Source organism: Brucella pseudogrignonensis (genome assembly GCF_032190615.1).
GTDB classification, from domain to species: Bacteria; Pseudomonadota; Alphaproteobacteria; order Rhizobiales; family Rhizobiaceae; genus Brucella; species Brucella pseudogrignonensis_B.
The window spans coordinates 1,665,699-1,683,675 of sequence record NZ_JAVLAT010000001.1; the positions used below are offsets into that span (position 1 = coordinate 1,665,699).

Consider the following 17,977-nt stretch of genomic DNA (forward strand, 5'->3'; position numbering starts at 1 on the left):
AAAGCGTGAGCAATCCTAATTCGAATCCCGGAAATCAAGGCGGATCGACTGCACTTTTTATTCGACGTCCTGTTTTTGCTTTCGTCATCAACGTTTTGATTATCGTCGCAGGCCTTGCTGCCTTCACTGGCGTCGATATTCGCGAGTTGCCGGATGTTGATCGTCCGGTTATAACGATCAGTACCGATTTCAAGGGCGCGTCAGCTGAAACGATCGACCGGCAGCTGACACAGGTGCTGGAGAATGCCGTTGCACGCGTTTCAGGCGTGAAGTCGATTTCTTCTTCATCCTCGTTTGAACGCAGCCGTGTCACTGTTGAATTCAATGACGGCGTCGATCTCAACGTCGCCGCTGCGGACATGCGCGATGCAATTTCACGCGTCACCAACAATCTGCCGGACGAGGCCGATCCATCGCGCATCATCAAGGCTGACTCCAACGCCGATCCGGTGATGCGCCTCGCCGTGACGTCTGACACGATGGCTGTCGATGACATGACGGTGTTGGTGGAAGATCAGATCGAGGATGTGCTTTCGGCAGTGCCAGGCGTAGCCGATGTTCAGATCAACGGTGACCGCGATAAGATTTTCCGTATCGATATCGATCAGGCGCGCCTCGCAAGCTATGGTCTGACCATTGCCGATATCTCCAGCGCTCTTTCGTCAATGGGGCTTGATGCGCCTGCTGGTTCGTTGCGCAGTTCCGATCAGTCGATTGTTGTGCGTGCAACGGCCAATCTTGAGCGGCCCGAAGACTTTGAAAATGTCTATATTAAAGGCCGTACGCAAATTCGCGATGTGGCAACTGTAACGCTTGGGCCTGATATCGAAAGCTCTGCCGTGCGCTCCAATGGCAAGACAGCAATCGGGCTTGGCATTGTGCGTCAGGCCCAATCGAACACACTCGACATTTCCGACGGCGTTCGTGCGGCGGTTGCCAATCTTCAGGCCACTTTGCCGGCAGGGGTGAGCGTCACCGTGACCAGTGATGACGCAAACTTTATTAAGGGCGCTATCCATGAAGTGGAAATTGCGCTGATCGCTTCTGTGGTCATCGTCGTCGTTATCATCTTCATGTTTCTGTGGGATATCCGCGCAACACTTATCCCCGCATTGGCGATGCCGGTGGCCCTGATTGGTACGATTGCCGCCATTTATCTCAGCGGCTTCTCGGTCAATATTCTCACACTTCTGGCGCTTGTGCTGGCAACAGGCCTCGTGGTGGACGACGCCATTGTTGTGCTCGAAAACATTGTACGACGGCGCAATCAGGGCATGGGGCCACGCGCGGCTGCCGTGCTTGGCACGCAGGAGGTGTTCTTTGCGGTGGTCGCAACCACCCTAACCCTTGTGGCGGTTTTCGTGCCGATCTCGTTCCTGCCGGGGCAGGCGGGGGGGCTATTCCGTGAATTCGGTTTTGTGCTGGCGATTGCCATCCTGCTGTCATCGATTGTGGCATTGACGCTGTGCCCAATGCTTGCGTCGCGCTTTTTGAAAGAAGGCAGTGAAGCTGGAGAACATGGTCACGGACCGAAATTTCTGCGGCGGATCGGCGGCGGTCTGGCAAGTTTCTATCGAAGGAGCCTTCATGCCTGTCTTTCAGCGCCGTTCATTGTCGTGCTTGCAGCTGTCCTTTTTGCCGGCGCATCTTATATCGGCTTCGGACAACTCAGGCAGGAACTGACACCAACGGAGGACCGTGCGGTTGCTCTTCTGCGTATCAATGGCCCGCAAGGGATAAGTGTCGAATTTCTTCAGTCGCAGATCGACAAGATCGAGGAACAGCTTCAGCCTCTGCGTGAGAGTGGCGAAATCCTGACCACCTACGGCATTGCAGGTGCTGGCGGTTCTTCCAACAATGGCTTCATGGTGCTGACTTTGGCGCCTTGGAAAGAGCGCAGCCGGTCACAGCAGGAAATCATGGCGGATATTAATGCCCGTCTGCGCAACATTACAGCGGTTCGCATTTTCACGGCACAGCCCAACAGCCTCGGTATCCGCGGTGCTGGTAACGGTTTGCAATTTGCCATCGTTGGCAATGACTATGCAAAGATCGGACCAGCTGCCAATGCCCTTATTGCGGCTCTTGAAAAAGATCCGCGTTTCGTGCAGCCACGTTTGACGGTGGAGCCGACCCAGCCGCAGCTTTCTGTCGAAATCAACCGTGAACGCGCATCCGATCTCGGTATCGATATCACCGGGCTTGCCAATGCGGTGCAGTCCGTTCTCGACGGTCGCAAGATCGGCTCGGTCTATGTGGGCGACAGAAGTTTTGATGTGAAGCTTGTTTCCACCACCAATCCGATCAACGATCCGACTGATCTTGAAAACGTCTTCCTCAAGACGGGCGACGGTCGTTACGTACCGATGTCGTCTATTGCTACCGTGGTTGAAAAGGCTGTGCCGCCGCAGTTAAACCGGGAAGAACGCCAGCGCTCTGTTGCAATCACAACGGATCTTCGCAGCGATTTTGCGCTGGGCGATGCCTTCGCTGCGGTAAAGGAAATCGCAGCACCATTGCTTCCACCGGGCAGTCATATCATCCCGCTTGCAGAAGCGTCGACGCTTAGTGAAACTTCCAGCGGTATCGCGCTTGTCTTCGGCTTTGCGGTCATCATCATTTTGCTTGTGCTTGCTGCCCAGTTTGAAAGCTTCATCAGTGCGCTGATTGTTATGGCGACAGTGCCTTTGGGTCTTGGCTGCGCGGTGTTTGCGATGATCCTCACCGGCACAAGCCTCAACGTCTATAGCCAGATCGGCCTTGTGCTGCTGGTGGGCATCATGGCCAAGAATGGTATTCTGATCGTCGAATTTGCTGATCAGCTGCGCGACAAGGGTATGAATGTTCGTCAGGCGATCGAAGAAGCGGCCAATATCCGGCTGCGTCCGGTTTGCATGACGATGATCTGTTCGGTTCTGGGTGGGGTGCCGCTGGTGCTGGCAAGCGGTGCGGGTGCCGAAGCGCGTGTGTCTCTGGGCTGGGTTATTGTTGGCGGTCTTGGACTTGCAACAATTGCCACGCTGTTTGTAACACCGGTCGCCTATCTTTTGCTCGGACGCTTCACCAAGCCAAAAATTGAAGAAGAAGCGCGGCTGGAACGTGAACTGGTCAGGGCGGTCGCTCTGGAAGAGAAGCTGAAATAAACAAAGACCCAGAAGAAAGGGGGCCCGGAAGAAATCCCGGGCCCTTTTTCTGCGTTTGTTTTTACTTTTTCATCGCGTCGGTGACCTTTGCGGTCCATGCGCCTTCCGGTTTCTTGGTGATAACGGGATCAGAACCGCCACCAAGCAAAGTTTCGACGGTGCGGTCGGCGGCTGCCACATCCAGCGTTCCGTCCGATCCGTCGATCAGCTTGGCGATTTCCTTGACCATGCGCTCCTGAACTTCCTGTGTCTGCGCGCCGGAAGAATCATTTTCGAGGATGATCTCGGCGGCCTCATCAGGATGTTCTGATGCATATTGCCAGCCCTTCATCGAGGCGCGGACAAAGCGAGCCAGCTTGTCAACCATAGCCGGATCTTCAAGGCTCTTATCCAGCACATAAAGCCCGTCTTCAAGCGTGGCGACGCCCTGTTCTTCATAAGGGAACACGACGAGTTGATCGGCCGGAATACCGGCGTCGATCACCTGCCAATATTCATTATAGGTCATGGTCGAAATACAATCGGCCTGTTTCTGGATCAACGGGTCAACGTTGAAACCCTGCTTCAATACAGTCACACCGTCAGCGCCACCTGTGGTGGGAATATTGAGATGGCTCATCCATGACAGGAACGGATATTCATTTCCGCCGAACCAGACACCCAATGTGCGTCCTTTAAAGTCTTCCGGCTTAGTAATGCCGGTCTCCTTGCGGCAAGTCAGCATCATGCCGGATTTCTTGAATGGCTGCGCGATATTGACGAGTGGCACACCTTTTTCGCGCGTGGCGAGGGCGGACGGCATCCAGTCCACCACCACGTCAGCGCCACCACCGGCAATCACTTGGGGTGGAGCCACGTCCGGTCCGCCTGGCTTGATCTCCACATCGAGATCTTCTTCTTCGTAAAAGCCCTTATCGTTGGCGACATAATAGCCAGCAAACTGTCCCTGCGTCACCCATTTAAGCTGCAAGGTCAGCTTGTCAGCTGCCATTGCCGAGCTGCTCATGAGTGCGAGCGCCAATCCGGCTGTTCCAAGGCATAATGATAGTGCCTTCTTCATTTCAGTTCTCCTCTGGTTCTTTTTATTCCGCGCATTTTACCCGAAATTGGCTTTGCAATTTTCGGAATGCGCTTTGGTCTGCATTATTCTTGCAGATGCCAAATCGTCAGGCTGATGCCCTCCTGTATGAAGGGTGCCAGAATGTCATCTTGCGCTCGATCAGCGCGATCAGCCCATAAGAGAGCGACCCCGCGAGAGCGGCTACAAAGATTTCGGCCCAGACCATATCCACATTCATACGCCCGATTTCAGCCGATATGCGGAAGCCCATGCCAACAATCGGCGTGCCGAAGAACTCGGCAACAATCGCCCCGATCAGCGCCAGTGTGGAATTGATCTTGAGTGCATTGAAGATGAAAGGCATGGCCGCCGGCAGGCGCAGCTTGATCAGCGTCTGCCAATAATTCGAGCCATAGCTCTGCATGAGATCACGTTCCATTGCCCCGCTTGCAGCAAGCCCCGCCACCGTATTCACCAGCATCGGGAAGAAGGTCATGATGATCACAACCGCTGCCTTCGACTGCCAGTCAAAGCCAAACCACATGACCATAATGGGCGCCACGCCCACAATGGGGAGGGCGGCGGCCAGATTGCCCAACGGCAACAAGCCTTTGCGCAGGAAGGGAATCCGATCCGCAATGATTGCCGTGATGAAGCCCAGGCCGCAGCCGGCTACATAACCGATGATGACGGCTTTCAAGAAAGTCTGCTGGAAGTCGGCCCAAAGGATCGGCACGGATGAGCTTATTCGCGCACCAATGATTGATGGCGCGGGTAAAAGCACGGACGGAACCTCAAAAATCCGCACGGCCACTTCCCACAACACCAGCATGGCAATCCCAAACAGGGCAGGCACCGCAATATCGATCAGCTTTTGGCCTTGCGCATTGCGGATTTTCACACTCGCCAACCCCTGTACGACAAACCACGACACAGCAATCAGAGCGAAAATGATAGCAATATTGATGATCATGATGCCGCCTTTTCCGGCTTGATGCCCATGCGTCGCTTGGCCATTGTGGCCGCAATCCCGACCAGCCCGACAAGAATGGATGCCATGAAGGCTGCAAGCACCAGTGCGGCCCAGATTTGCACCGTCTGCCCGTAATAGGACCCGGCCAGCAAGCGCGCACCAAGACCTGCAACTGCACCCGTCGGCAATTCGCCAACGATGGCACCGACAAGGCTGATCGCAACGGCAATTTGCATCGAGGTGAACAGAAACGGCATCGAAGCGGGCCAGCGCAATTTCCAGAACACCTGATTTTTCGAGGCATTATAGGTGCGCATCAGGTCGAGATGCATCACATCAGGCGAGCGCAGGCCTTTGACCATGCCCACGGCAACCGGGAAAAACGACAGATAGGTGGAAATGACCGCTTTCGGGAAGAGCCCGGAAATACCAATCGCATTCAGCACCACGATAATCATCGGAGCGATTGCCAGAATGGGAATGGTCTGCGAGGTGATGATCCACGGCATCAGGCTTTTATCAAGCGTTGTCGAATGCACGATCCCAACCGCCAGCAACACACCAAGCGTCGAGCCAAGGACAAAGCCAAGCAAGGTTGATGAAAGCGTCACCCAGCCATGATAGACGAGGCTGCGTTTGGAACTGGGCTTGACGACAAAGACTGTTTTCCAAAGCTCATTTGCCACCTGATGCGGCGCGGGCAGCACCGGGCGATCCTGCTGCATTGTGTTGGCCACAAGCGTTGAAAACCCGATTTCGGTTCCGGCACGTTGCGCCTGATCACGCTCAAACGGTGCATTGAGGTAGACCGCAAAAGCATACCAGAGCGCAATCATAACCACCAGAACGGTGGCAACCGGCAAAAACTTGTCGCGAAAAAAAGCCATCATGACAGGCTTCCTTCAACAGGTAATTTCGGGTCATTCGTCATGCGCGTGCCCCAGCCGAAGCCCTTCGCGCACACGATGGGCGATTTTGAGAAATGCTTCCGTCTCACGGATATCCAGCGTGCGATCTGGTCCGAGATCGCAGTCGATGACTTCATGAATGCGGCCCGGACGCGGACTCATCACCACGATCTTGGTCGACAAAAACACCGCTTCGGGAATGGAGTGCGTTACGAAAATCACGGTCTTCTGCGTTGCTGCCCAAAGCTTCAAAAGCTGTTCGTTGAGATGGTCGCGCACGATCTCATCCAGTGCGCCGAACGGTTCGTCCATCAGCAGCATGTCAGGGTCAAACGACAGCGCACGCGCAATCGATGCGCGTTGCTGCATCCCGCCGGAAAGCTGCCATGGAAATTTCTTGCCAAAGCCGGAAAGGTTCACCAGCGCCAGATTTTTCTCAATCCGGGCTTTTCGCTCGGCTTTTGAATGGCCCATAATTTCAAGCGGCAGGCTGATATTGTCTTCAATCGTGCGCCACGGAAACAATGCCGCTGCCTGAAACACATAGCCGTAAGAGCGGTCCAGCCGCGCCTGTTCCGGTGTCTTGCCGTTGACGGTTACAGAGCCGGACGTGGGCTGTTCAAGATCAGCCACGACACGCATCAAGGTGGTTTTGCCGCAACCAGACGGCCCAATAAAAGAAACAAACTCGCCACGTTGAATCGCGAGATTGATGTCGGACAGGGCGTGAACCGGGCCGTCATTGGTTTCAAAAACCAATGACAGGTCCTTAATGTCGATGACTGTTTCTGCAGTCTTCAGGCCCCTTTCCGGGGCAACGCTGTTTTCTGAATTCATGCGCATTTCCCGAAATTGAGCCAGAGCCATGGTTCAGACCCCTATCGGCATATGTTCGGCGCTGCGTTCCACCTTGCGGGGTGCTACGATTTCTTTCCACTGCGACAGCGCCTTGTTGGCAGCGCCATTCGGTTCACGTTCGACAAAGCGTCCGTCGCCCGGCTGTGCCGTCACATGGCCATTGTCAAAGGCAAGACGTCCGCGCGAGAATGTCTTGACCGGCAGGCCTTTCAGCTCAAAACCTTCAAACACATTGTAATCAATGGAAGAATGCTGCGTCTTGGCAGAAACCTTTTTGGTCGCCTCCGGGTCCCATATGATGAGATCAGCATCGGCACCCGGCAGGATCGCTCCCTTCTGCGGATAGATATTGAGAATTTTTGCAATATTGGTCGAAGTCACGGCCACGAACTCGTTTGGCGTCAGACGTCCGGTGCGAACGCCGCGCGTCCAGAGCACGGGCAACCGTTCTTCAAGGCCGCCGGTGCCGTTCGGGATCTTGGTGAAATTGCCAATGCCATGACGCTTCTGCTCCGAGGTGAAGGCGCAGTGATCGGTTGCAACGCATTGCAGGCTTCCGGCGGCCAGTCCGGCCCACAGGCTGTCCTGGTTGATCTTGTCGCGGAATGGCGGCGACATCACGCGGCGTGCAGCATAGTCCCAATCGCGATTGTGATATTCGCTTTCATCAAGCGTCAAATGCTGGATCAGCGGCTCGCCATAAACCCGCATCCCTTTCTGGCGTGCGCGGCGGATGGCTTCATGCGCCTGCTCGCAGGATGTGTGCACCACATAAAGCGGCACGCCGGCCTGATCGGCAATCATGATGGCGCGGTTGGTCGCTTCGCCTTCGACTTCCGGCGGGCGTGAATAAGCGTGCGCCTCCGGTCCGTCATTGCCAGCGGCGAGAAGCTTTGCCTGCAATTGCGCAACAATATCGCCGTTTTCCGCGTGAACCAGCGGGATGGCACCCAGCTCCGCACAGCGCTGGAATGATGCGAACATCTCGTCATCATTGACCATCAATGCGCCCTTATAGGCCATGAAGTGCTTGAATGTATTGATGCCCCGCTTCACCACTTCCGGCATTTCGTTGAAAGCGCGTTCGCTCCAGCCGGTGATCGCCATGTGGAATGAATAATCGGTGCGGGCCTTGCCTGCCTTCTGGAACCATTCCTGCAATGCATCGAGCAGATTGCCTTCCGGTCCCGGCAGTACGAAATCGACCACCATGGTTGTGCCGCCAGCGAGCGCTGCTGCGGTGCCGGTATCGAAATCGTCAGACGAATAGGTGCCCATGAAAGGCATCTGCAAATGCGTATGCGGATCAATGCCGCCGGGCATGATGTAACAACCCGAAGCATCAATCGTTTCATTGCCGGTCAGATTATCGCCCACGGCAACAATCTTCTCGCCTTCGATAAGAACGTCGGCTTTGAAGGTGCGGTCAGCCGTAATTACGGTGCCGCCTTTGATGACCTTACTTGCCCCAGAACTAACCATGTTCGCGTTCCCCTTTTTGGTTTTGTTTCGAACATTCAGCAGCATTGGATGGGCTGGAAATTAACTCACAATTTCAGCACTCTCCAATACGGCATGAAGCAGCACATCAGCGCCAGCCGATGCCCACTCCTTTGAGATTTCTTCGTCTTCGTTGTGGCTGAGACCATCGACGCATGGACACATGACCATCGCCGTTGGTGCTACCCGATTGATCCAGCAGGCGTCGTGACCGGCACCGGAAACAATGTTGCGATGGCTGTAACCAAGCCGCTCGGCTGCATTGCGAATGGCTGTGACGCAGCCGTCATCGAAAGTGACAGGGTCAAAATGACCGGCCACTTCAATCTCAATCCCGATGCCAAGGTCTTCCGCGATCTTTGGCGCTTCCGTTTCAAAGCGCGCTTTCATGGCATCGAGTGTTTTCTGATCTGGCGAACGGAAATCGACGGTAAAGACGATTTGGCCCGGCAGAACATTGCGAGAGTTCGGCGAAACTTCAATATGGCCCACGCCACCGACCGCATCCGGCTGATAGTCCATCGCAATTTCATTGACGAGTTGCAGAAGCTTGCCCAAGCCAAGGCTTGCATTTTTGCGCATCTTCATCGGTGTGGAGCCGGTATGCGCCTCCTTGCCGGTCAATGTGACCTGCAACCACCACAGGCCCTGCCCATGGGTGACAACGCCAATATCCTTGTTTTCAATCTCCAGGATCGGGCCTTGTTCGATGTGCAACTCAAACATCGAATGAATTTTGCGCTTGCCGACCGGCTCGTCGCCCTTCCAGCCAATACGCTCCAGCTCATCGATGAATTTCTTGCCTTTGGCGTCGGTACGCGCATAGGCCCAGTCTTGCTCAAGCTCTCCCGCAAAAACGCCGGAAGCAAGCATAGCAGGCGCAAAGCGTGTGCCTTCTTCATTGGTCCAGTTGACCACCACAATCGGGCGTTTTGTCTTGATATTTGTGTCGTTCAATGTGCGCATGACTTCAAGTCCGCCCAGCACACCAAGCACCCCGTCATATTTGCCGCCTGTCGGCTGCGTGTCGAGATGGCTGCCCATATAGACCGGATCAGCATCGGCGTCTTCGCCGGGGCGAAGAAAGAACATATTGCCCATCGTGTCGACGGTCATCGACAACCCGGCCTGTTCGCACCATTTCTGAAAAAGCTGGCGACCTTCGGCATCTTCATCGGTCAGCGTCTGTCGGTTATTGCCACCGCGCAGTCCGGGGCCAATCTTGGCCATATCCATCAGGCTGTCCCACAGCCTGTCGCCATTAACCTTGAGATTGCTGCTGAGCGCCATATTGCTCTGCCTCCAGATTTCAAGCATGCAATAACAGTGGCATTGCTGCCAGCGCCTCACATGTTATGTTGTTCCCGCGACCCGGCTCTTTGGCCTCAATCTTCTTGCCCTCAATCTTGATGCGATGATTGCAAAAACTTGACTAGTTGGTCAAAATGCAGGCTAGAAGAGCGTTCGGCACCGGTCAAGCGGTTTTAAAAAATTTTGCCTCACGAAAAGGTGCTAAATGGTCACAGATGCGGAACCTGTTACGGAAAGCGAGCCTCTTGAAAAGACAGAGGGTTCAACGCGAATACAGAGCATCAATCGCAGGCTGATTCTGGATGCAGCGCTTGAGGTTTTTTCCGCTTATGGCTTCCGTGGGGCAACGATTGACCAGATAGCGGAAAAGGCGGGCATGTCGAAGCCCAATCTGCTGTATTATTTTCCGCGTAAGCAGAATATTTATGTAACCGTTCTTCAGGATACGATGGTGACGTGGATGGAGCCATTCGAGAATATCGACCCTGATGGAGATCCCCTTGAAGAGCTACGGCGCTATATCGCAATCAAGTTGGAAGTTTCTGTTAGCAAGCCTGAAGCATCCCGGTTGTTTGCCAATGAAATTCTTCATGGTGCACCCGCCATGTCTGAATTTCTGAATGGGCATTTGCGGGAACTGGTCGATGAAAAAGCGGCAGTTATACAGCGCTGGATTGATCAGAAGCGTCTCGCGCCCATTGATCCTTATCACCTAATTTTCACGATTTGGGCGGTAACCCAGCATTATGCCGATTTTGCGGTGCAGGTATCGGCACTTCTTGGCAAGCGTGCGGATGCACCCGATTTTTATAGCGAAACAGTCAAATCAATCAGCGCTCTTCTGCTTGACGGTATCCGTGTTCGCGACGATGTTTCGCCCCTATGAAAACGATTCTTATTGCAGCAGCCATTATCCGCGATGAAGCGGGCCGTTTCCTCCTCGTGCGCAAGCGTGGCAGCGAGATTTTCTTCCAGCCCGGCGGCAAAATCGATGCGGGCGAAGCGCCCGAAACAGCCCTGATCCGCGAGATTGAAGAAGAGCTTGGCATTGTCATTGACGACAGTCAGTTAACTTATGCCGCACGCATGTCTGCACCTGCAGCCAATGAGGTGGATTCGATCGTCGAAGCGGAGCTTTTCCATCTCACTTTGAGGGATGGGCAAAAGCCTGCGGCTTCAAGCGAAATCGAAGAGCTGATCTGGGTTAAGGCGGGGGATCCCTCCCGTCCGGTTGCGCTGCTCTCGCAAAACATTCAGGCCCGGTTCTCCGAAATGGCTTAAATCCATATTCGCAGATGAATAAGTTTTTCGTTTGCGCATTGATTGTCTTCCTTTTATCAGTCTCTCCGCGCTCTAAGGCGTCAAAGCATAGATTCTGGAGGAGATATCCATGCAATTTAAAGCATCCGAGAAGCGTTTACTTGGACGTACTGGTCTCAGCGTAACAGCTCTTGGTCTGGGAACGGCGCCTTTGGGCGGCCTTTATGCACCCGTTTCCCGTGCTGACGCAGACGCGTTGCTGGAAGCCGGTTGGGAGAGCGGCATCCGCTATTTCGACAGTGCACCGATGTATGGCTATGGCCGTTGCGAGCATCTGCTGGGCGATATGCTGCGCGAAAAGAGCGAACGCGCGGTTGTTTCCACTAAGGTCGGACGTCTGATGACCAATGAGCGTGCTGGCCGCACGCTGCCACCAGCGCCGCCAAAGAATCCACTTGATTCGGGATGGCACAATGGCCTCAATTTCCGTGAGGTCTTTGACTATAGCTATGACGGCGTGATGCGCAGCTTCGATGACAGCCAGCAGCGTCTTGGCTTTCCGGAAATCGATCTGCTCTATGTCCATGACATCGGCCGCGTGACCCATGCCGACCGGCATGAGCTTCACTGGAATGCGCTGACCAAAGGCGGCGGCTTCCGCGCACTGACCGAGTTGCGCGATGCAGGCAATATCAAGGGCTTTGGTCTTGGCGTGAACGAATGGCAGATCATTCGCGATGCTCTGGAAGAGGCGGATCTTGATTGCTCGCTTCTCGCTGGCCGCTATTCGCTGCTCGATCAGGTTTCCGAAAAAGAATTCCTGCCGCTGGCGCAAAAGCGCGGTATGGCACTGGTGATTGCCGGTGTGTTCAATTCGGGCATTCTCGCAGCCCCGCGCGGCGGCGAACAGAAATTCGACTATGCCGATGCGCCTGCTGAAATCATTGCACGCACCAATCGCCTGCACGATATTTGCGACGGGTTCAATGTGCCGCTGGCCGCTGCTGCCATGCAGTTTCCGTTGCGGCATGAGGCTGTCAGCTCCATTCTGATCGGCGTGCGTTCGCCAGAACAAATTAGACAAAATGTCGTCTGGTTCGAGCAGTCGATCCCGGATGAATTCTGGCAGACTTTAAGCTCTGAAGGCCTGATTTCGTAATCATGACTTCCAAGATTCTCTGCGTCGGTGCCCTGACCATGGACACCATTTTCCGCCTTGATGTGCTCCCTCAAGCGGCAGGTAAATATCTGCCGCGCGAGGCCGTCGAGATCGCAGCCGGTATGGCTTCAAGTGCTGCCGCGGCTATTGCGCGGCTTGGCGGCGAGGTGACACTGTGGGCGTCTGCGGGAGCCGACCCTGTCGGTGATCGCGCTGTGGCAGAGCTCAAAGCCGAAGGCATTGATTGTTCGCATATCAGGCGGCTTGAAGATGCGCGAACGGCTTTCTCTTCGATCCTTGTCGATGCAAATGGCGAACGCATGATCGTGCCATTTTATGATCGCAGACTTGCAAGTCCGGCTGAAACCGTGCCGCCAATTGCAGCTGGAAACTATGCCGCTGTTATGACCGATGTGCGCTGGCCGTGGGCGGCTGAAACGGCGCTTCGTGCGGCACGAGAGGCGGGTATCCCGGCGATATTGGATGCCGATACAGCACCTGTCGAATTGCTGGAAACCTTGTTGCCGCTGGCAACACATATTGTTGCCTCTGAGCCTGCCGCAATCAGTGTCGCGGGAACGCCGGATTTGCCGGAATGTGTCCGCATTTTAAGCAATCGCTACGATGTGTTCACGTCTGTCACGGCTGGCGCAGATGGCTGCTATTGGACGGAAGGTGCTGGCAGGTCCGTTTCCCATGTACCGGGTTTCAAGGTCGATGCGGTCGATACGCTGGCTGCGGGCGATGTCTTCCATGGTGCTTTTGCGCACGGTCTGGTTGAAGGCAGGGAGATGACGGACATCATCCGCTTTGCCAATGCTGCCGCTGCTATCAAATGCGCACGCTTTGGCGGGCGTGCCGGTTCGCCAAGCCAGACGGAAGTCTTTTCCTTCCTTGAAACCGGCGTCGTTCCGACTCTGAAGTTTTAAAATACCCCTTCAAAAAAATGATGTTTACGCGCTGAACCCGAATTGACTATTTACTAACATGTTAGTATGTGCCAACTTACAGTTCAATCTTGGGAGGAGCCAGTTTTGGCACATGTTCATTCCGGGCAGGAGCGGTTCGGTCTCTCTGCAGCGCTTACGACACCATTTGATGTAGACGGCAATATCGACGTCAGTCGCGCGATAGCGCACGCTCGCGCCCGCCTCGACAGCGGCTGTTCAAGCGTGACTTTATTTGGCACAACTGGTGAAGGCTCTTCCATTGGTGATGCCGAACGTGCAGCGCTTCTTGATGCTTTTATTGCGCAGGGTTTTGCCGCTTCCAACATTGTTGTTGGTGTCATGGAAAACTCGATTGCCGATGCCGTCGCGCAGTCAGCCGATGCATTGCGCCGCGGTTGCAAGGCTATCCTTCTCGCGCCACCGTCCTATTTCAAAAACCTCTCCGATGAAGGCCTGTTCAACTGGTTTTCGGCGGTTCTCAAGGGCTTGGGCGAAGATGCTCGTGGTATCATCCTTTACAACATCCCGTCGGTGACGGCTGTTGAACTGTCGGTCGATCTCATCACGCGTCTTCGTTCGGCTTTTGGTGACGTCATCATCGGCGTGAAGGACTCTTCCGGCACCTGGTCCTACACGGAAAAGTTGCTTGCAGCGCATAAAGACATTGCGATCCTGATTGGCGATGAGCGTGATCTTGCAGCCGGTGTACGTCTTGGCGGACAGGGAGCGATTTCTGGTATGGCCAATCTGTTCCCGGACCGTCTTCTGCGCATGATCAACGAGGGGCTGGATGACAACGAGCTGGTTGGCGCCGTGCGCCAATTGCTCAACTATCCGGTCACTCCTGCGGTCAAGGCCATGGTTGCGCGTCATACGGGCGACAAGGAATGGCGCCGCGTCCGTGCGCCTTTGGTTTCGCTCAATGATGCGGATTTCGATGCAATTGGCAGTGTATTTGACCGTTTGCATATGGCAAAAGCGGCCTGATGACGGCATAAGCGTCGATAATGAAGAAGGAAGTGGCTTTGGCGGACGATCACAGCGAACCGGTAAAATTGCGCGATAAAGCTTATCAGAGCTTCACCGAGCATTTGCTGGCGCGTGATTTTCATCCAGGCCAGTTTGTTTCCCAGCGCCAGCTTGTCACGATGACGGGGCTGCCGCTGGGCGCGATCCGCGAACTGATTCCGCGTCTGGAAACGGAAGGTCTGATCAAGACGGTCCCGCAGCGCGGGCTTCAGATCGCACATATTGATCTCAATCTGATCCGCGAAGCCTTTCAGTTCCGCCTTTTCATAGAAAAGGAGTCGGTTGCGATTTTCTGCCAGTCGGCCTCGGACGAATTGCTTCGCTCGCTGCGTGCCGAGCATGAAGACACGCTCAATCGCGCAATGCGCGAGGGTGAAACGCCGGAGCTGGAGCAGCAGGCCCAGAATATTGACTGGAGCCTGCATGATACGATTGTCGGCTCACTCGACAACGACATCATCTGGCGGGCTTATCAGACCAACACGATCAAGATGCGGCTGATCAATCAGGAGCGTTTTCGCATCACCGGACGTGTGATCCCTGTCATGCAGGAACATCTCACGGTGTTAAGCGCCATCGAGACACGCGACCCGCAGACAGCCATGGATGCCATTGCCGTTCATATCAACAATGCGCGGAAGCTGGCTTTGCACATATGAGTATACAAGCTTGGCGAGAGGAGTCGCCAAGCTAAAACGCAACAGGGGAGGAGTAAGCAATGAATTTATTACGTCCGACACGCCGTCAGTTTCTGGCGGGAACCGCAGCAATTGCTGCAACCGGCATCACAGGCTTCACGCCGTCATTTGCCCAGTCCAATGTTGACTGGAAGAAATATGCCGGCACGACACTTGAAGTAAACCTTATCAAGAGCCCGCGTGGCGAACTCCTTCAGAAGCATCAGAAGGAATTTGAAGACCTGACCGGCATCAAGGTCAACTCCGAACAGATGCCGGAACAACAGCAGCGCCAGAAGGCCGTTATTGAGCTGACGTCAGGCCGTCCAAGCTTCGACGTCATCCACATCAGCTATCACGTTCAGAAGCGTCAGTTTGAGAAGGGCGGCTGGCTTGCCGACCTCACTCCGTTTCTGAAAGACCCGACGCTGACTGATGCGTCGCTGACAGAAGATGATTTCGCGAGCGCCGGTCTCACATTCGCCAAGGATGCCAATGGCCGCTTCGGTGCGCTGCCATTCTCGGTTGATTACTGGATCATCTATTACAATAAAGACCTCTTTGCGGAGAAGGGCCTTGAGTTCCCGAAGACCTTTGAAGAACTGGTCACAACTGCCGAAGCACTGACTGATCCGTCGACCCGAACCTATGGTTTCGTTGCACGTGGCATGAAGAATGCCAATGCGCCGGTGTTCACCAGCCTCATGCTTGGCTATGGCAAGCAGTCTGTCGATGCCGATGGCAATGTCCAGACCGATTCACCGGAAGGCATCGAAGCCGCCAAGCTCTATCAGCGTCTGATGACCAAATCAGCACCTCCCGGCGTTGCGGGCTTCAACTGGGCTGAATGCCAGTCGAACTTCCTGCAAGGTCGTGTTGGCATGTGGCTCGACGGTATCGGCTTTGCGCCACCGCTTGAAGACCCGAACAAGTCGCGCGTTGTCGGCAAGGTTGGATATGGCGTCATGCCAGCTGGTCCCAATGCACAGGCAGCCCCGACCACCGGCGACGGCATCGGCGTGACCGAAGCTTCCAAGAATAAGGAAGCCGCATATCTTTACTGCCAGTGGGCCATTTCCAAGGAAATGGGCGCGCGTCTTCTGCAATCGGGATCGGGCGTTCCATTCCGCAAGTCGATCATCGACGATGCAGAAGTCCGTAAGGGCGTCACAATGCCGGAAGGCTGGGTGAACGCGCTCTCGCAATCTGCCCCGATCAGCCAGCTCTGCCTGCCCGTCATTGTGCCGGTCACGGAATTCCGCGACATCATCGGTGTGGGCCTCACCAATCTGTTGAATGGTGCGGATGCAGAAACTGAAATGAAACGCGCGACGGAAGAATTCCGTCCGGTCCTCGCACGGAGCGAAGGGAAATGACATCTGCCGCCCCGATCGGTGCAAAAGCAGAAGCGGCCGCCAAGGCCGCTTCCGTTAGCAAGCCAGTCACAAACCGTTTGAGGCCAAGTTATTGGCCGTTCGTTCTTCCTGCCTTGATCACCGTCGGGGCGGTGATCGTTTTCCCATGGGTATTTACGCTCTGGATGAGTGGAAACCAATGGCAGCTTGGTGGTGAGCAAAGCTTTGTCGGCTTTGACAACTATCTGCGTCTTGCAGCCGATATGCGCTTCTGGGAATCCATGTGGCACACGGTTGTCTATACGGTTCTCTCGGTCGTGGCCCCGATGATATTGGGCACGATTGCAGCGCTGGTCTTTGACAGCAAACTACCGATGCGCGGCCTGTTGCGCGGTATCTTTGTGATGCCGATGATGGCAACGCCGGTGGCGGTCGCTCTGGTCTGGACGATGATGTATCATCCGCAGCTTGGCGTGCTGAACTATCTTCTGTCGCTGATTGGCATTCCGCCGCAGGAATGGATTTTCAACCAGAGCACGGTTATCCCGTCGCTGGTGATTGTCGAAACCTGGCAGTGGACACCGCTTGTGATGTTGATTGTGCTCGGTGGCCTTGCCTCCATGCCGCGTGATCCGTTTGAAAGTGCGGAGATCGATGGTGCCAATGGCTGGCAGAAATTCCGCTATATCACGCTGCCGATGATCCTGCCGTTTATCATGGTTGCCGTGATTATCCGCTCAATCGACGCTCTCAAAAGCTTCGATATCATCTATGCGATGACACAGGGCGGACCCGGAACGGCATCGGAAACCATCAATATCTATCTCTATAATGTGGCGTTTTCCTATTACGATATTGGCTATGGATCGGCGATTGCCGTAGTGTTCTTCATTGTCATCATCGCCATGTCGATGGTTCTTCTGGCCCTGCGCCAGCGGACCAAGTGGAACTCGTGAGGACTGACCATGGCACGCAAGTCAATTCTTTCCAAGCTTGGCACGGCACTCATGGTTTTCGTGATCGTGTCGCCTGCAATCTTCTTCTTCGTCTGGATGCTGTCGCTTTCGCTGAAATATGAAATCGACAACGGCGCTTATCCGCCCATCCTGATTCCTGACCGCATTGCATGGTCCAACTATACCGGCATTTTCGAGACCAACGACTTCCTGCTCTATTTCTGGAACAGTATTCTCGTCACCGGAACGGCCACTTTGTTGGCGCTGCTGGTCGGTGTTCCGGCAGGCTACGGCATTGCCCGTCTGCGCGCCAACAAATCGGCAATTGTCATCATGATTGCGCGTATGACCCCGGGCCTGTCCTATCTTATCCCGTTGTTCCTGCTGTTCCAGACGCTTGGTCTTCTGGGCACGCTCTGGCCGCAGATCATCATCCATCTCGTCGTCACCGTTCCTATCGTGATCTGGATCATGATCGGCTATTTCGAGACAACGCCGATGGAGCTTGAAGAAGCAGCTACAATTGATGGTGCATCGTCGTGGCAGGTGTTTATGAAAGTGGCATTGCCAATCGCCAAGCCGGGCATCGTGGTTTCATTGATCCTCGCGGTGATCTTCTCATGGAACAATTTTGTCTTCGGCATCGTGCTCGCAAGCCGCGAGACACGCACTTTGCCTGTCGCAGTCTACAACATGCTGTCCTTTGAACAGGTCAGTTGGGGTCCGCTTGCCGCCGCAGCTCTTGTGGTGACGTTGCCGGTCCTGTTGCTAACCGTATTCGCACAGCGCCAGATCGTTGCAGGTCTGACCGCAGGCGCCGTCAAATAAGAGTTGAGGT

Annotated in this window: 16 protein-coding genes; 10 read left to right on the forward strand and 6 right to left on the reverse strand. The window is 54.8% G+C overall.

Annotation, left to right across the window (positions count from 1 at the left end; translation table 11 throughout):
* Positions 1-5: 5 nt before the first annotated feature.
* Positions 6-3,143: an efflux RND transporter permease subunit gene (locus RI570_RS08045; RefSeq protein WP_313827886.1), complete on the forward strand. Its 3,138-nt coding sequence runs from the start codon at positions 6-8 to the stop codon at positions 3,141-3,143.
* A 61-nt stretch (positions 3,144-3,204) separates the two neighbouring features.
* On the opposite strand, the gene RI570_RS08050 is transcribed toward RI570_RS08045, so the two are convergent.
* From RI570_RS08050 to RI570_RS08075, 6 genes are all read right to left on the reverse strand, one after another.
* Entirely contained in the window at positions 3,205-4,203 is a 999-nt protein-coding gene (locus tag RI570_RS08050; RefSeq protein WP_313827887.1) for an ABC transporter substrate-binding protein, read from the reverse strand.
* 106 nt (positions 4,204-4,309) lie between these two features.
* Entirely contained in the window at positions 4,310-5,176 is an 867-nt protein-coding gene (locus RI570_RS08055; protein ID WP_313827888.1) for an ABC transporter permease, read from the reverse strand.
* Positions 5,173-6,066 carry an ABC transporter permease gene (locus RI570_RS08060; RefSeq protein ID WP_313827889.1) on the reverse strand — a complete coding sequence of 298 codons (894 nt, stop codon included), beginning with the start codon at positions 6,064-6,066 and terminating at the stop codon, positions 5,173-5,175. Before RI570_RS08060 ends, RI570_RS08055 begins: the two co-directional genes overlap by 4 nt.
* Positions 6,067-6,096: 30 nt before the next feature.
* Complete coding sequence (locus RI570_RS08065) at positions 6,097-6,921, reverse strand: ABC transporter ATP-binding protein (protein ID WP_313827890.1); 825 nt, start codon at positions 6,919-6,921, stop codon at positions 6,097-6,099.
* 33 nt (positions 6,922-6,954) lie between these two features.
* Positions 6,955-8,424, reverse strand: coding sequence for a dihydropyrimidinase (gene hydA / locus RI570_RS08070; protein WP_313827891.1), 1,470 nt, complete (start codon positions 8,422-8,424; stop codon positions 6,955-6,957).
* 60 nt (positions 8,425-8,484) lie between these two features.
* Positions 8,485-9,732, reverse strand: a complete 1,248-nt coding sequence (locus RI570_RS08075; RefSeq protein ID WP_313827892.1) for a Zn-dependent hydrolase — start codon at positions 9,730-9,732, stop codon at positions 8,485-8,487.
* 226 nt (positions 9,733-9,958) lie between these two features.
* Between RI570_RS08075 and rutR the strand changes: the two genes are divergently transcribed.
* The 9 genes from rutR (at position 9,959) to RI570_RS08120 (ending at position 17,967) form a co-directional block, all read left to right on the forward strand.
* Positions 9,959-10,639: an HTH-type transcriptional regulator RutR gene (gene rutR / locus RI570_RS08080; RefSeq protein WP_313827893.1), complete on the forward strand. Its 681-nt coding sequence runs from the start codon at positions 9,959-9,961 to the stop codon at positions 10,637-10,639.
* On the forward strand, positions 10,636-11,034 hold the full coding sequence (locus RI570_RS08085; protein WP_313827894.1) for an NUDIX domain-containing protein: 399 nt from the start codon (positions 10,636-10,638) through the stop codon (positions 11,032-11,034). The genes rutR and RI570_RS08085 overlap by 4 nt, the downstream gene beginning before the upstream one ends.
* A 109-nt stretch (positions 11,035-11,143) precedes the next feature.
* The gene (locus RI570_RS08090; protein ID WP_313827895.1) at positions 11,144-12,172 is read left to right on the forward strand and encodes an aldo/keto reductase; all 1,029 of its coding nucleotides are present in this window, start codon (positions 11,144-11,146) and stop codon (positions 12,170-12,172) included.
* Between the two features lie 2 nt (positions 12,173-12,174).
* The gene (locus RI570_RS08095; RefSeq protein ID WP_313827896.1) at positions 12,175-13,101 is read left to right on the forward strand and encodes a PfkB family carbohydrate kinase; all 927 of its coding nucleotides are present in this window, start codon (positions 12,175-12,177) and stop codon (positions 13,099-13,101) included.
* 105 nt (positions 13,102-13,206) lie between these two features.
* Complete coding sequence (locus RI570_RS08100; RefSeq protein WP_313827897.1) at positions 13,207-14,109, forward strand: dihydrodipicolinate synthase family protein; 903 nt, start codon at positions 13,207-13,209, stop codon at positions 14,107-14,109.
* A 20-nt stretch (positions 14,110-14,129) separates the two neighbouring features.
* Entirely contained in the window at positions 14,130-14,810 is a 681-nt protein-coding gene (locus RI570_RS08105) for a GntR family transcriptional regulator (protein WP_313827898.1), read from the forward strand.
* Between the two features lie 59 nt (positions 14,811-14,869).
* Positions 14,870-16,204 (forward strand): sugar ABC transporter substrate-binding protein, encoded by a 1,335-nt coding sequence (locus RI570_RS08110; protein WP_313827899.1) that lies wholly within the window; start codon positions 14,870-14,872, stop codon positions 16,202-16,204.
* Complete coding sequence (locus RI570_RS08115; RefSeq protein ID WP_313827900.1) at positions 16,201-17,139, forward strand: sugar ABC transporter permease; 939 nt, start codon at positions 16,201-16,203, stop codon at positions 17,137-17,139. The genes RI570_RS08110 and RI570_RS08115 overlap by 4 nt, the downstream gene beginning before the upstream one ends.
* A gap of 9 nt (positions 17,140-17,148) precedes the next feature.
* A complete protein-coding gene (locus RI570_RS08120; RefSeq protein WP_313827901.1) occupies positions 17,149-17,967 on the forward strand; it encodes a carbohydrate ABC transporter permease in 819 nt (272 codons plus the stop codon).
* The last annotated feature ends 10 nt before the right edge of the window (positions 17,968-17,977 follow it).